19 protein-coding genes are annotated in these 14,768 nt (G+C 58.6%); all 19 read left to right on the top strand.

The features are described from left to right. Positions 1-48: 48 nt before the first annotated feature. The 19 genes from QEZ52_RS14560 to nuoK all read left to right on the top strand — a co-directional run bounded on the left by QEZ52_RS14560 (position 49) and on the right by nuoK (position 14,767). The gene (locus QEZ52_RS14560) at positions 49-912 is read left to right on the top strand and encodes a hydroxymethylglutaryl-CoA lyase (protein ID WP_406645134.1); all 864 of its coding nucleotides are present in this window, start codon (positions 49-51) and stop codon (positions 910-912) included. 10 nt (positions 913-922) lie between these two features. Then, entirely contained in the window at positions 923-1,705 is a 783-nt protein-coding gene (locus tag QEZ52_RS14555) for a crotonase/enoyl-CoA hydratase family protein (protein ID WP_406645133.1), read from the top strand. A 179-nt stretch (positions 1,706-1,884) separates the two neighbouring features. Beyond that, positions 1,885-2,730, top strand: a complete 846-nt coding sequence (locus QEZ52_RS14550) for a GAF domain-containing protein (RefSeq protein WP_406645132.1) — start codon at positions 1,885-1,887, stop codon at positions 2,728-2,730. 312 nt (positions 2,731-3,042) lie between these two features. Further along, positions 3,043-3,408, top strand: a complete 366-nt coding sequence (locus QEZ52_RS14545; RefSeq protein ID WP_406645131.1) for an NADH-quinone oxidoreductase subunit A — start codon at positions 3,043-3,045, stop codon at positions 3,406-3,408. Beyond that, positions 3,399-3,932, top strand: a complete 534-nt coding sequence (locus QEZ52_RS14540; protein ID WP_406645130.1) for an NADH-quinone oxidoreductase subunit B family protein — start codon at positions 3,399-3,401, stop codon at positions 3,930-3,932. Before QEZ52_RS14545 ends, QEZ52_RS14540 begins: the two co-directional genes overlap by 10 nt. Positions 3,933-3,957: 25 nt before the next feature. Further along, positions 3,958-4,563: an NADH-quinone oxidoreductase subunit C gene (locus QEZ52_RS14535; protein WP_406645127.1), complete on the top strand. Its 606-nt coding sequence runs from the start codon at positions 3,958-3,960 to the stop codon at positions 4,561-4,563. Then, positions 4,563-5,774 carry an NADH-quinone oxidoreductase subunit D gene (locus QEZ52_RS14530; RefSeq protein ID WP_406645126.1) on the top strand — a complete coding sequence of 404 codons (1,212 nt, stop codon included), beginning with the start codon at positions 4,563-4,565 and terminating at the stop codon, positions 5,772-5,774. The genes QEZ52_RS14535 and QEZ52_RS14530 overlap by 1 nt, the downstream gene beginning before the upstream one ends. Further along, entirely contained in the window at positions 5,774-6,964 is a 1,191-nt protein-coding gene (locus tag QEZ52_RS14525; protein WP_406645125.1) for an NADH-quinone oxidoreductase subunit E, read from the top strand. The genes QEZ52_RS14530 and QEZ52_RS14525 overlap by 1 nt, the downstream gene beginning before the upstream one ends. A 54-nt stretch (positions 6,965-7,018) precedes the next feature. Continuing rightward, complete coding sequence (locus QEZ52_RS14520) at positions 7,019-7,246, top strand: DUF5337 domain-containing protein (protein ID WP_406645124.1); 228 nt, start codon at positions 7,019-7,021, stop codon at positions 7,244-7,246. 6 nt (positions 7,247-7,252) lie between these two features. Then, positions 7,253-8,551: an NADH-quinone oxidoreductase subunit NuoF gene (gene nuoF / locus QEZ52_RS14515; RefSeq protein WP_406645123.1), complete on the top strand. Its 1,299-nt coding sequence runs from the start codon at positions 7,253-7,255 to the stop codon at positions 8,549-8,551. A 51-nt stretch (positions 8,552-8,602) separates the two neighbouring features. Then, positions 8,603-8,989 carry a hypothetical protein gene (locus tag QEZ52_RS14510; protein ID WP_406645122.1) on the top strand — a complete coding sequence of 129 codons (387 nt, stop codon included), beginning with the start codon at positions 8,603-8,605 and terminating at the stop codon, positions 8,987-8,989. Between the two features lie 98 nt (positions 8,990-9,087). Further along, complete coding sequence (locus QEZ52_RS14505) at positions 9,088-9,492, top strand: DUF5333 domain-containing protein (RefSeq protein WP_406645121.1); 405 nt, start codon at positions 9,088-9,090, stop codon at positions 9,490-9,492. Positions 9,493-9,495: 3 nt separating this feature from the next. After that, a complete protein-coding gene (gene nuoG / locus QEZ52_RS14500; protein WP_406645120.1) occupies positions 9,496-11,514 on the top strand; it encodes an NADH-quinone oxidoreductase subunit NuoG in 2,019 nt (672 codons plus the stop codon). Beyond that, entirely contained in the window at positions 11,514-11,900 is a 387-nt protein-coding gene (locus QEZ52_RS14495) for a hypothetical protein (RefSeq protein WP_406645119.1), read from the top strand. Before nuoG ends, QEZ52_RS14495 begins: the two co-directional genes overlap by 1 nt. Positions 11,901-11,906: 6 nt before the next feature. Continuing rightward, positions 11,907-12,944, top strand: a complete 1,038-nt coding sequence (nuoH, locus tag QEZ52_RS14490; RefSeq protein WP_406645118.1) for an NADH-quinone oxidoreductase subunit H — start codon at positions 11,907-11,909, stop codon at positions 12,942-12,944. Between the two features lie 3 nt (positions 12,945-12,947). After that, positions 12,948-13,442 carry an NADH-quinone oxidoreductase subunit I gene (nuoI, locus tag QEZ52_RS14485; protein ID WP_406645117.1) on the top strand — a complete coding sequence of 165 codons (495 nt, stop codon included), beginning with the start codon at positions 12,948-12,950 and terminating at the stop codon, positions 13,440-13,442. Next, complete coding sequence (locus QEZ52_RS14480) at positions 13,439-13,858, top strand: carboxymuconolactone decarboxylase family protein (protein ID WP_406645116.1); 420 nt, start codon at positions 13,439-13,441, stop codon at positions 13,856-13,858. Before nuoI ends, QEZ52_RS14480 begins: the two co-directional genes overlap by 4 nt. Next, on the top strand, positions 13,855-14,457 hold the full coding sequence (locus tag QEZ52_RS14475) for an NADH-quinone oxidoreductase subunit J (protein ID WP_406645115.1): 603 nt from the start codon (positions 13,855-13,857) through the stop codon (positions 14,455-14,457). Before QEZ52_RS14480 ends, QEZ52_RS14475 begins: the two co-directional genes overlap by 4 nt. Before the next feature lie 4 nt (positions 14,458-14,461). After that, complete coding sequence (gene nuoK / locus QEZ52_RS14470; protein ID WP_005624625.1) at positions 14,462-14,767, top strand: NADH-quinone oxidoreductase subunit NuoK; 306 nt, start codon at positions 14,462-14,464, stop codon at positions 14,765-14,767. Position 14,768: the final 1 nt, after the last annotated feature.

Genomic DNA, 14,768 nt, shown 5'->3' with positions numbered 1-14,768 from the left:
CGTGGTGCAGAGGTATTTTTGACCAGAAAGAAGCAGGAGGGTTCCCCCATGGGAGACCGAGTCGAGATTTTCGAAATGGGGCCCCGCGACGGGCTTCAGAACGAAAAACGCGCCATTCCGGTGGCAGAGAAAATTGCGCTGGTGGATTGTCTGAGCCGTGCCGGGTTTTCCCGGATCGAAGTGGCCAGTTTCGTGTCGCCCAAATGGGTGCCGCAAATGGCCGGATCGGCCGAGGTTCTTGCCGGGATCGCCCGCGCGCCGGGGGTGCGCTATGCAGCGCTGACGCCGAATATGCGCGGCTATGAAGATGCGCGCGCCGCGCGTGCCGATGAGATTGCGGTGTTTGCTTCGGCGTCCGAGGGGTTCTCCAAGGCCAATATCAACGCCACTGTCGAAGAGAGCATTGCCCGGTTCGAACCCATTCTGGACGCGGCGCGCCATATTGATTTGCCGGTGCGGGGCTATGTATCCTGTGTGACCGATTGCCCGTTTGATGGGCCCACGCCACCCGAACAGGTGGCGGCCGTGGCGGACCGGTTGTTTGCCATGGGGTGTTATGAGGTGTCATTGGGCGATACCATCGGGCAGGGCACGCCCGAGGCCATTGCCAAGATGCTTCTGGCTGTGCGCGACCGCGTTCCGGTGACCCGATTGGCCGGCCATTATCATGACACGGCCGGGCGGGCGTTGGCCAATATTGATGCATCGCTGTCGCTGGGGGTGCGGGTGTTTGATGCCGCGGTGGGCGGATTGGGGGGATGCCCCTATGCGCCGGGTGCGGCTGGGAATGTCGCGACCGAGGCCGTGTATGACCATCTGCACCGGTTGGGATATGATACTGGATTGGATCGGGACGTTTTGAATGAAGCCGCAGAAATGGCCCGGGCGATGCGCTCAGGTGCGCAGGAATAAGGAGACTGGGATGTATGAGACTCTGACCCTGGAAACGGATGCGCGCGGTGTTGCCACGCTGACGCTGAACCGTCCCGAAAAACACAACGCGATGTCGGCGCAGATGCTGGCAGATCTGACACGGGCTGCGGCGGATATTTCTGACGACGACGGCATCCGCGTGGTGATCCTGACCGGTGCGGGCAAAAGCTTTTGTGCGGGCGGTGATCTGGCCTGGATGCAGGCCCAGATGGCGGCGGATTCCGAAACCCGATTTGTCGAGGCGCGCAAGCTGGCCGAGATGTTGCAGGCGCTCAATACGTTGCCCAAGCCGGTGATCGGCGCACTGCAGGGCAATGCCTTTGGTGGTGGGGTCGGCATGGCGTCGGTCTGTGATATTGCGATTGGGGTAGATCATCTGAAAATGGGCCTGACCGAAACCCGGCTGGGCATCATCCCGGCCACCATCGGCCCTTATGTGTTGTCTCGTATGGGCGAGGCGATGGCCCGCCGGGTGTTCATGTCGGCCCGTCTGTTTGGCGCGTCCGAGGCGGTGGAACTGGGTCTGTTGGCCAAGGCAGTGCCCGCCGATCAGTTGGCGGAGGCGGTCGAAGCCGAAGTGGCCCCGTATTTGAATTGCGCGCCTGGGGCCGTGGCCTCGGCGAAACAGTTGGCGCGTGCGCTGGGACCGCGCATTGATGATGAAGTGATTGATCATACGATCCGCGCTTTGGTTGAACGTTGGGAAACACAGGAAGCCCAAGAAGGGATCGCGGCGTTCTTTGACAAACGCAAACCGGGCTGGGTGTCCTGACACCAGGAAATACGGGGAGATATCTGAAAGAAACCTGACAAGGCGAGATCATATTATCAGGTGTTTCTGGCCAATTTGCTGATAGGGTGGCACGCATTGAGCGGGCCGCCTTTTGGAGGCGGCATGAAAATTCTCGAAGTGTGAACCCTTGAGGGTGTTTGAGGAGGCACGTGCTACATTTGAAACTTTCCCCAGTCCTGCAGGAATTTGATTCGCTTGCGGCATCGGTACAGGCCCGGCTCGGATGTGCCGATTGTTTGATCAGTGTCCCGGATGAAGATGCGTTATACGCATTGGGTTCATCTGCTTCGGAAGGTGGCGCAGAGCAGCGCAGTGTTCTGGCTGTGGACACAATTTGTCAGCACACGATGGTGCTGCAACATCCTGTCAAAATCGAAGACGTCGCATCGACGCCCTGGTTGAATGACGTTCCCACCGTCCGGGCCTTTTCCATTGGGGCCTATCTGGGCGCGCCGCTGGTTCTGGCCGATGGGCGAGTGGTCGGGGCAATTTGTGCGCTCTCTGCCCAAATGCGCGACTGGAGCGATGAAGACGTGAATTATCTGGTCGAGATGGCGGATCTGGTGGCCAGCAGGATTGATCTGCGTCTGCTTCAGGCACAGGAAAACGATTTGGCCTCCTGTCTGGACGAAACGGATCGGATCATTGCCGCGCTTGCGCAATCGGACAGTTGCGCGCTGAGCGTGCACACCCGTGATGGCGAGCTTCTGTTTGCCAACCGCGGCATGCAGGTGCAGCTGGGGCTGACCGGGAAGGATCTGTTGAACCTGCCCATGCAGGACATTCTGGATGCCAGTAAAACCGGTTCGATGCCGGCGGCGCGGGTCGGGGCACAGGAGAGCGGCGCGCAAACGGATGGTGCCCGGAGCGGTATGCGGGTCAGGGTTGATTTCCCGGATCATGGCAAAACGTGGTTGCATGTGGGATGGTCCCAAACCCTGGGGGGGCTGATGTTGTGTGATTGGACACCCGGCGAGGAGAAATTGGACAAACAGGGCCGCTGACTGCGCCCATCGCGCCGACATCCGACACCATACGAACGGCTTGCGACTCAACCCGCGAATTTGGCTGTGAACCTGCGGGTTTGCGGGGTCAGAAATCCGCCTGAAAAAAGATGTGTTTTCCCCGCAGGAATATCAAAGGCCCCGATCACGCGAAATCGGTGGTTTTTTTGCATCTCAACAGCCCCGAACAGTGAGACACAAAGTCTTTATCTGGTTCCGCTTGGTTGACCCTGCCCAAGTGCACGGATAAACCCGGTCAAAATAAAGCAGCCATCCCGCTGCGCGCTGTTGCGCGTTTGAAAGGAGCCACTCGTGGAAGACATGCTTAGGGAATATCTCCCTATCCTCGTGTTCCTGGCCGTAGCTGTCGGCCTCGGACTAGTCCTGATTCTTGCTGCCGTAGTACTTGCGGTCCGTAACCCGGATCCGGAAAAAGTATCGGCATATGAATGCGGATTTAACGCTTTTGATGATGCGCGAATGAAATTCGATGTCCGGTTTTATCTGGTGTCGATCCTGTTCATCATCTTCGACCTTGAAATTGCTTTCCTGTTTCCCTGGGCCGTCGGGTTCAAGGACATCAGCGATCTGGCTTTCTGGTCGATGATGGTTTTCCTGGGCGTTCTGACCATCGGCTTTGCCTATGAGTGGAAGAAAGGGGCCCTGGAATGGGAGTGATGACCGGAGCCAATACCGCTGGTGTGGACAAGGAAATGGTCACGCAGGCGTTGAATGCCGAATTGCAGGACAAAGGGTTCCTGCTGACCTCGGCCGAAGACATCATCAACTGGGCCCGCACCGGGTCGCTGCACTGGATGACCTTTGGTCTGGCCTGCTGTGCGGTTGAAATGATGCACACGTCGATGCCGCGGTATGACGCGGAACGCTTTGGGATCGCGCCGCGCGCCTCTCCGCGTCAGTCCGACGTGATGATCGTCGCGGGTACGCTGACCAACAAGATGGCCCCGGCGCTGCGCAAGGTGTACGACCAGATGCCCGAGCCGCGGTATGTGATCTCGATGGGATCCTGCGCAAATGGCGGTGGGTATTACCATTATTCCTATTCGGTTGTGCGTGGCTGTGACCGCGTGGTGCCTGTGGACATCTATGTTCCCGGCTGCCCCCCGACCGCCGAAGCGCTGCTGTATGGTTTGATGCAGCTGCAACGCAAGATCCGCCGCACCGGCACCCTGGTCCGCTGATCGGCTTTGGTTGGAGAACATACGAATGACTGAAGCACTGAACGAACTGGGCACCTTGCTGGAAGCGAAACGCCCCGACTGCGTGATCGGCTGGGATGTGTCCTTTGACGAGCTGAACGTGGATGTGACCCCGTCCAATATCGTCGGATTTGTCGAATTCCTGAAAACCGATCAGAACTGCAAGTTCTCGTCACTGGTGGATATCACGGCCGTTGACTACCCGGATCGGGCCAAACGGTTCGACGTGGTGTATCATTTCCTGTCGATGTATCAGAACCAGCGTATCCGCCTGCGGGTGTCGATCCGCGAGGACGAGATGGTGCCATCGATCGTGGATGTACATCCGTCGGCCAATTGGTTCGAACGCGAAGTCTTTGACATGTTCGGCGTGCTATTCTCGGGTCACCCGGACCTGCGTCGCATTCTGACCGACTATGGCTTTCGCGGGTATCCGCTGCGCAAGGATTTCCCGACAACCGGTTATACCGAAGTTCGCTATGACGAGGCGCAAAAGCGCGTGGTCTATGAACCTGTAAGCCTGGTTCAGGAATATCGCCAGTTCGACTTCATGTCGCCATGGGAAGGTGCAGAATACATCCTGCCCGGTGATGAAAAAGAGGGGGCAAACTGATGGATGGCTCCAAGTTTGACGACGCCCTGACCGGCGAACAGAAAATCCGCAATTTCAACATCAACTTTGGACCCCAGCACCCGGCTGCGCACGGCGTTCTGCGCCTGGTTCTGGAGCTGGATGGCGAAATCGTGGAACGATGCGACCCGCATATCGGCTTGCTGCACCGCGGCACGGAAAAGCTGATGGAGAGCCGCACCTACCTGCAATCGCTGCCCTATTTCGACCGGCTGGATTACGTGGCTCCGATGAACCAGGAACATGCCTGGTGTCTGGCCATCGAAAAGCTGACCGGCACTGTGGTGCCGCGTCGTGGGTCGTTGATCCGCGTTCTCTACAGCGAAATTGGCCGGATTCTGAACCACCTGCTGAACGTCACCACCCAAGCGATGGACGTTGGCGCGCTGACTCCGCCGCTGTGGGGGTTCGAAGAGCGTGAAAAGCTGATGATCTTTTACGAACGCGCCTGTGGTGCGCGTTTGCACGCGGCCTATTTCCGTCCCGGTGGTGTGCATCAGGATCTGCCTGATGATCTGTTGGACGATATCATGGCCTGGACGCATACGTTCCCGGCTGTGCTGGCAGACATTGATGGCCTGCTGACCGAAAACCGCATTTTCAAACAGCGCAATGCCGATATTGGCGTCGTGACCGAAGAAGACATTCAGAAATTTGGCTTCTCGGGCGTCATGGTGCGGGGATCCGGTCTGGCATGGGATTTGCGTCGGTCGCAGCCTTATGAATGCTACGATGAATTCGACTTTCAGATCCCGGTTGGCAAAAACGGCGATTGTTATGATCGCTATCTTGTCCGCATGGAAGAGATGCGCCAATCGCTGTCGATCATCCGTCAGGCCATTGCCAAGCTGAAAGAAGCCACTGGCGACGTTATGGCCCGGGGCAAACTGTCTCCGCCGAAACGCGGGGAAATGAAAACCTCGATGGAAAGCCTGATCCACCATTTCAAGCTGTACACCGAAGGGTTTCACGTGCCTGCGGGAGAAGTTTACGCCGCCGTCGAGGCGCCCAAGGGCGAATTCGGTGTCTATCTGGTGGCCGATGGATCCAACAAACCTTACCGCTCGAAAATTCGGGCACCGGGATTCCTGCACCTGCAAGCCATGGACCACGTTGCTGGTGGTCACCAACTGGCTGACGTTGCCGCCATCATCGGTACCATGGATGTCGTTTTTGGAGAGATTGACCGCTAATGCTACGCCGTCTCCACGCAGAACAACCCGCAAGCTTTGCCTTCACCGCCGCCAACCTGGCCTGGGCCGAAGGGCAGATCACCAAATACCCCGCAGGGCGTGAGGCTTCGGCCGTGATCCCGCTGTTGTGGCGTGCTCAGGAGCAGGAAGGCTGGCTGACCAAGCCGGCAATCGAACTGGTCGCCGACATGTTGGGGATGGCCTATATCCGCGTGCTCGAGGTGGCCTCGTTCTATTTCATGTTCCAACTGCAGCCGACCGGCTCTGTTGCCCACATCCAGATCTGCGGGACAACGTCCTGTATGATCTGCGGGGCCGAAGATCTGGTGGCAATCTGCCGCGACAAGATCAACGACAAGCCGCATGTTTTGTCGGCGGACGGCAAATTCACCTGGGAAGAGGTGGAATGCCTGGGGTCGTGCACCAACGCGCCCATGGCCCAGATCGGCAAGGATTACTATGAAGATCTGACCGTCGCGCGGTTCTCGGAGATTTTGGACGAACTGGCTGCGGGTCAGGTTCCGGTTCCCGGGCCGCAGAACGGCCGTTACGGATCTGAACCCAAATCCGGTCTGACGTCGCTGACCGAATACGAAAGCGGCAAGACGCAGTATAACGCTTCGGCACAGCTGGCGACGGATATCGGCGACACCGTCAAACGCATCGACGGCACCGAAGTGCCATTGCTGACCCCCTGGGTGGGCAAGGATGGCACCGTGGCCAGTCGCGCAGGCGAACAGCCCCCGGCACCAAAACCAACCCCGAAACCGGCCGTTCATCAGAGCAAACCTGCAAAAGCCGCAGAGGCCCTAAAAGCAGAGGCTCCAAAAGTGGTGCCATCCAAGGATCTGCCCGGGCAATCTGAGCTGGCCGAGAAAAAGGGTGAGTGGAAATACGAAGCCCCCACGGCCGAGGCCGCCGCACCTGTTGCCGCAGGTAAGGATGACCTCAAGCTGCTCAAGGGTGTTGGACCCAAGCTGGAAGAAAAGCTGAACGAAGCGGGCGTCACCTCATTCGCGCAGGTTGCGGCCTGGGGACCCGAGGACATCGAACGCATGGATGATCTGCTGTCCTTCAAAGGTCGCATCGAACGTGACGGCTGGGTCGAACAGGCCAAACAGCTGGCGGCCGGGGAAGAGACCGAATTTGCCAAACGTGCCAAAAAAGACGGCATCTACGACGACGAATAAACCGATACTGCGCCGGGCAGGGGCCGGGCGCGGGTCAGATGAACACGAGACCAGATGAGCAACGACAAAGACACAGCCATCGCAGCCAAAGGTCGGCATATCGCATTGGTGATAGCCGGTACCATGGTTGCATGGTTGGTTTTGTCGCTCTTTATCGGACCGATGCTGGGACTGCCGGGGCGTTATGCTCTGCTGTTTGATCTCCTTGCACTTGCAGGTCTGATCTATGCACTGGTCAACATATTTCAACTCTGGCGCATGCGTCAGGATAGCCAAGGGTAGGCAGACATGCTGAAGGACCAGGACCGGATCTTTACCAACCTCTACGGGATGCATGACCGCACGCTGAAAGGCGCGCAGGCGCGCGGCCATTGGGACGGCACCGCCGACCTGATCGGCAAGGGCCGGGATTGGATCATTCAGACCATGAAAGACAGTGGTCTGCGTGGTCGCGGAGGTGCGGGTTTCCCCACCGGCCTGAAATGGTCCTTCATGCCCAAGGAAAGCGACGGTCGTCCGGCCTATCTGGTGATCAACGCCGATGAATCCGAACCCGGCACCTGCAAAGACCGCGAGATCATGCGCCATGATCCGCATACATTGATCGAAGGGGCGTTGATCGCCTCATTCGCGATGAATGCCCATGCCTGCTATATCTACATTCGTGGTGAATACATCCGCGAAAAGGAAGCCCTGCAGGCCGCGATTGACGAAGCCTATGACAAAGGGATGCTGGGCAAGAATGCTGCGGGTTCCGGTTGGGATTTCGATCTGTTCCTGGCGCATGGTGCCGGCGCCTATATCTGTGGTGAAGAAACCGCGCTGATCGAAAGCCTCGAAGGCAAAAAGGGCATGCCGCGGATGAAACCGCCGTTCCCGGCCGGGGCGGGGCTGTATGGCTGCCCGACCACCGTGAACAACGTGGAATCCATTGCCGTCGTACCGACCATCCTGCGCCGCGGTGCCGATTGGTTCGCCGGATTTGGGCGCCCCAACAATGCGGGTACCAAATTGTTCGGCATCTCGGGCCATGTGAACAACCCCTGCGTCGTCGAAGAAGCCATGTCGATTTCGTTCGAAGAGCTGATCGAAAAGCACTGTGGTGGTATTCGCGGTGGCTGGGACAACCTGCTGGCGGTTATTCCGGGCGGGTCGTCCGTGCCCTGTGTGCGCGGTGAAAACATGCGCGACGCGATTATGGATTTTGATTACCTGCGCGGCGAATTGGGTTCGGGGCTGGGGACTGCGGCTGTGATCGTGATGGACAAGCAGACCGACATCGTCAAAGCGATCTGGCGCCTGTCCAAATTCTACAAACATGAAAGCTGTGGTCAGTGCACGCCGTGCCGTGAAGGCACCGGTTGGATGATGCGCGTCATGGACCGTCTGGTGCGCGGCGAGGCCGAGCTGGAAGAGATCGACATGTTGTGGGACGTGACCAAACAGGTCGAAGGCCACACCATCTGTGCACTGGGGGATGCGGCTGCCTGGCCGATCCAGGGCCTGATCCGCAATTTCCGCGAGGAAATAGAAGACCGGATCAAGGCGCAGAAAACCGGACGCATGGGCGCAATGGCAGCGGAATAAGACGTATCGTTTCGACGTATCTGAACAACGACGGCAACACGGAAAATGACCATGAGTGCAACACAGACACATTCGACCGGAGGCCCGACACGGTTTGCCTGCGCGGCAGCGGCTGTTCTGGTTGGCACTTTTGTCCTGTCCAGCTGTGGCACCTTTAAGAACGAAAACCGTCGCCAGCGCTATGACGGGTTCATTTTCTCGGCCAAAAGCAAACCGGTCGACAAGAAAACAGATCTGGAAAACTTTACCGTCGAGGTGAAACGCGCGTCTCAGTCCAGAACTGGGGCTGGCAAGGCTGGGCACCACGAAGGCACCAAATACTGCATCGAGAACTTTGGACCGCACAAGATTGAATGGGCGGTACATCCGTTGGATCAGGTGGATGACTTGCAGATCGTCAATGACGTGTTGAGCCTGCGCGGAACCTGTGTGTCATGAGCGGAATTCCGGCATATCCCGGGCCTGTCGGGGCTTTGCTATTGAATAGCAACGGCTGTGAGGCTGGTGATTGGCTCTCCCGAACCAAGGAGAGTGTGATGTTGCGTCTTATTGCCCTGATGGCGGCCCTGATGGCGGTCAGCCCGATGTCCGCTGCGGCAAAACCACCGCTCAGCGACGTGCCTGAAATCGAAGATCCCCTGTTTGCCATCGCCATGGCCAAGGAGGTCGCCGATCACTGTGACAGCATCAGTGCCCGCCTGTTCAAGGGGATTGGCGAACTGCGTCGCCTGCGGTCGCGGGCCAATGCGTTGGGATATGCGGACGCGGAAATCCGCGCCTACATCGAATCTGATACTGAAAAGGCCCGGATGCGGGCCAAGGGAGAGACGCTGCTGCGCAACAGCGGCGTGTCCTATGAAAACCCGGAAACCTTCTGTGCGTTCGGACGTACGGAAATCGAAAAAAACAGCGCGATCGGCGTGTTACTGAGGGCGAAATAGACCATGTCTGACCTCCGCAAGATCAATATTGACGGAACCGAGATCGAAGTGGACGGGGCAATGACCCTGATCCAGGCGTGTGAAGAAGCAGGCGTGGAAATTCCGCGTTTCTGTTATCACGAGCGTTTGTCGATTGCTGGCAACTGCCGGATGTGTCTGGTCGAAGTCGTGGGCGGCCCGCCCAAACCCGCCGCCTCCTGTGCCATGCAGGTGCGTGACCTGCGCCCCGGTCCCGAAGGTCAGGCGCCGGTGGTCAAAACCAATTCGCCCATGGTCAAAAAGGCCCGCGAAGGCGTGATGGAATTCATGCTGATCAACCACCCGCTGGATTGCCCGATCTGCGACCAGGGCGGCGAATGCGACCTTCAGGATCAGGCAATGGCCTATGGCCTGTCCGGGTCCCGGTTCAAGGAACACAAACGCGCGGTGGACGATCTGGACCTGGGTCCGCTGGTGTCGACCGCCATGACGCGCTGTATCAGCTGCACCCGCTGTGTCCGCTTCACCTCCGAAGTGGCCGGGATCAACCAGATGGGCCAGACCGGTCGTGGCGAAGACGCGGAAATCACCAGCTATCTGAACCAGACGCTGAATTCCAACATGCAGGGCAACATCATTGACCTGTGCCCGGTTGGCGCGCTGACGTCCAAACCCTATGCCTTTACCGCGCGCCCGTGGGAATTGACCAAGACCGAAACCATCGACGTGATGGACGCGCTTGGCTCCAACATCCGGGTCGATACCAAAGGCCGCGAAGTCAAACGCATCCTGCCGCGCAACCATGACGGCGTGAATGAAGAGTGGATTTCAGACAAAACCCGTTTTGTCTGGGATGGGCTGCGGCGCCAACGTCTGGACCGTCCCTATGTGCGGGTCGATGGGAAGTTGAAGCCAGCGAGCTGGGGCGAAGCGCTGTCCGCCGCCGCGGCCGCCATGAAGGGCAAGAAGATCGCCGGTTTGATCGGGGACCTGGTCCCGACCGAGGCCGCATATGCGCTGAAACAACTGGTCGAAGGACTGGACGGCAAGGTCGAATGCCGCACTGACAAGGCGCGTCTGCCGCTGGACAACCGCGCCGCCTATGTCGGCACGGCGTCCATCGAAGACATCGACAGTGCCAAGGCGATCATGCTGATCGGCACCAACCCGCGTGACGAGGCACCCGTGTTGAATTCACGCCTTCGCCGGGCCTGGGTGAATGGGGCCAACATTGGGCTGGTCGGTCAGCCGGTTGACCTGACCTATGACTATGCGCATCTGGGCACCGACCGTGCCGCTCTTGAGGCGCTGCACAGCGGCGATCATTCCGGCGCGATTGGCAAAGAGACATTGGTCATTGTGGGGCAGGGTGCCCTGCGCGAGGCCGACGGTCTGGCGGTTCTGGCACACGCTCAAAAATTTGCCGCTGACACGGAATCCAAACTGCTGGTGCTGCACACTGCAGCGGGCCGTGTCGGTGCGATGGACGTCGGTGCCGTGACCGAAGGCGGCGTAGAGGCCGCCATCGACGGGGCCGAGGTTGTTTACAACCTGGGCGCGGATGAAGTCGAAATCGGCGATGGTGCATTCGTGATCTATCAGGGCAGCCATGGGGACCGCGGGGCACACCGTGCCGACGTGATCCTGCCGGGGGCCGCCTATACCGAAGAAAACGGGTTGTTCGTCAACACCGAAGGACGTCCGCAATTGGCCATGCGCGCCGGGTTCGCCCCGGGCGAGGCCAAGGAAAACTGGGCGATCCTGCGCGCCCTCAGCGCCGAACTGGGCGCGACCCTGCCGTTTGACTCGCTGGCGCAGCTGCGCACGGCTTTGATCGAAGCGGTGCCGCATCTGGCCCAAATCGATCAGGTGCCAACCAACGACGGCGACGCGCTGGAGCTGGAGCCTTTGGGCAAGGCGGACTTTGTGAACGCGGTCCGGGATTTCTATCTGACCAACCCGATTGCGCGGGCCTCTGAACTGATGGCCGAGCTGTCGGCCGGAGCGAAAGCCCGCAACAACGAAAAGATCGCTGCCGAATAATGATCCGGGCAGCGATCATATCGCCCTTGCTGTTGGCGGCCTGCGAACCAGGTCCGTCAGATCAGGTGACGCGGTTCTCTCCCAACTATCAGGGAGTTGAAACCAGCCTGCTGGAGGGTGATCTGGTACAGTTTCATGTGTCGATGACGGACATAAATTCTCCCGTCGATGTAGATAACTATGCTGAATGCGCAGCCGCGCAATACGCGTTGATCCGAGGTTACGGATTTGCGCGGCATTTGCGCACAAATTTGAATGAAGAGGGTGGCGTTTGGACCGCTGATGCTGTCTACACCATCTCGCCCTCCCTGCCGCGCGGTTTGCGCACCATCGACGCCGAAGTCGTGGTCGCGGACTGCGAGGAAAACGGAATACCTACGGTGTGAGGACCTATGGCTGATTTCTTTAACACCCCAGGCGGCATCGCCATTTTGATACTGGCGCAAGTGCTTGCTGTTGTTGCCTTTGTCATGATTTCGCTGCTGTTTCTTGTCTATGGCGACCGCAAGATCTGGGCCGCTGTTCAAATGCGGCGCGGCCCCAATGTTGTGGGGGTCTTTGGCATCCTGCAATCGGTGGCGGACGCGCTGAAATATGTGGTCAAAGAGGTGGTTATTCCCGCCGGTGCCGACCGCTCTGTGTTCATTCTTGCGCCATTGACCAGCTTTGTGCTGGCCATGATCGCCTGGGCGGTGATCCCGTTCAACGACGGCTGGGTGCTGTCGGATATCAACGTTGCGATCCTCTATGTTTTTGCGGTTTCCTCGCTCGAGGTATACGGCGTGATCATGGGCGGTTGGGCGTCGAACTCGAAATATCCGTTCCTTGGTTCGTTGCGATCTGCGGCTCAGATGATCTCGTATGAGGTCTCGATCGGTTTGATCATTGTTGGGGTAATCATCTCTACGGGCTCGATGAACTTTGGTGACATCGTGCGTGCGCAGGACGGTAACCTGGGTCTGCTGAACTGGTACTGGATCCCGCATTTCCCGATGGTGTTCCTGTTTTTCATCTCGGCGCTGGCCGAAACCAATCGCCCACCGTTCGACCTTCCCGAAGCGGAATCCGAACTGGTCGCGGGCTACCAGGTGGAATATTCCGCTACCATGTTCCTGCTGTTCATGGCTGGTGAATACATCGCGATCTTCCTGATGTGCGCGCTGATCTCGCTGCTGTTCTTTGGTGGTTGGCTGTCGCCGATCCCGGGTCTGCCTGATGGCGTCCTGTGGATGGTGGGCAAGATGGCGTTCTTCTTCTTCCTCTTCGCAATGGTCAAGGCGATCACGCCGCGGTACCGCTATGACCAGCTGATGCGTCTGGGGTGGAAAGTATTCCTGCCGTTCTCGCTGTTCTGGGTCGTGTTCGTATCCTTTGCTGCAAAATTTGACTGGTTCTGGGGCATCTTCGCCCGCTGGACCGTGGGGGGCTGATCAATGGCGAACATCGACTATACCCGCGCCGCCAAATATTTCCTGCTTCAGGATTTTTGGGTCGGCATGAAATTGGGGCTGAAGTACTTCTTTGCCCCCAAGGCAACGCTGAATTATCCGCATGAAAAGGGGCCGTTGTCGCCCCGGTTCCGCGGTGAACACGCGCTGCGCCGCTATCCCAATGGCGAAGAACGCTGCATTGCCTGCAAACTGTGCGAAGCGATCTGCCCGGCGCAGGCAATCACCATCGACGCGGAACCCCGTGATGATGGCAGCCGCCGCACCACGCGCTATGACATCGACATGACCAAATGCATCTACTGTGGCTTCTGTCAGGAAGCCTGCCCGGTGGATGCGATTGTCGAGGGGCCGAATTTCGAATTTGCCACCGAAACGCGCGAAGAGCTGTTTTACGACAAGGACAAGCTGTTGGCCAACGGCGACCGCTGGGAAGCCGAGATTGCCCGCAATCTGGAAATAGACGCGCCGTACCGATGACAGATCCGCGTAACCCATTCGAGGCCATGATGGCCCAGGCCCAGGAGATGGCCAAAGCCATGAACCCGGCGATGGAGAAATTCTCTCCCACCGACGCGTTCAAGGGGTTTGAGGCGCTCTGGCCGACCATGCCCAAAGAGGTCATGGAAATGATGTTCGGCAAGACCGTCAACAAGGACGGTCTGGATGCCAAGACCCGCCTGTTGCTGACGCTGGCGGGGCTGACCATGCAGGGCGCGCAGGCCGACACGGCCGTGCGTCAGACCGTGCGCCACGCTGTCGAGGCCGGTGCCAAGAAACAAGAGATCGTGGAAGCGATCGGACAGATGTCGGTGTTTGCCGGCATCCCGGCCATGACCCGGGCGCTGGAATTGGCGCAGGAGGCCATGGGCGAAAAAGGGGACGATGAGACATGAGCGTATTTGCCTTTTACCTCTTCGCCATCAGCGCCATCACCGGCGGGCTGTTCACCGTGATCAGCCGTCAGCCTGTGCATTCGGTGCTGTGGCTGATCCTGAGCTTTATCTCTGCGGCGGGGCTGTTTGTTCTGCTGGGAGCGGAATTCGTCGCCATGCTGCTGGTCATCGTTTACGTTGGCGCGGTCGCGGTGCTGTTCCTGTTTGTGGTGATGATGCTGGACGTGGACTTTGCCGAGCTGAAGGCCGAGATGGCCCGCTATATGCCATTGGCGCTGCTCATCGGTCTGGTGATCCTGATGCAGTTCGTCATGGCATTTGGTGCCTGGGAGAGCGCGCATGGTGCTGCCGAGCAACTGGCCCAGCCGGTTCCCGTCGACCGTCACAACACCGAGGCGCTTGGCCTCATCATTTACGACCAATATTTCCTTCTGTTCCAACTGGCGGGTCTGATCCTGCTGGTCGCCATGATCGGCGCCATCGTGCTGACCCTGCGCCATCGCACCGACATCAAACGTCAGGATATCATCGCCCAGATGATGCGTGACCCGGCGACCGCGATGGAACTCAAGGACGTGAAACCGGGGCAGGGGCTTTGAGGCAATGATCGGACTTGAACATTATCTAACCGTCGCGGCGACTTTGTTCGTCATCGGCATCTTCGGTCTCTTCCTGAACCGCAAGAACGTGATCATCCTGCTGATGAGCATCGAATTGATGCTGCTCGCAGTGAACATCAACCTCGTCGCCTTTTCGTCCTTTTTGGGCGATCTGGTGGGGCAGGTCTTTACGCTCTTTGTTCTGACCGTGGCCGCGGCCGAGGCCGCCATTGGCCTGGCCATTCTGGTCTGTTTCTTCCGGAACCGCGGAACGATCGCGGTCGAAGACATCAACGTGATGAAGGGGTAAG

The sequence above is a fragment of the Aliisedimentitalea scapharcae genome, from assembly GCF_045277565.1.
In the GTDB taxonomy this organism is placed as follows: Bacteria; Pseudomonadota; Alphaproteobacteria; order Rhodobacterales; family Rhodobacteraceae; genus Aliisedimentitalea; species Aliisedimentitalea scapharcae.
The sequence above is the reverse complement of the archived record's forward strand: the minus strand, read 5'-3'. Positions and strand labels throughout refer to the sequence as shown.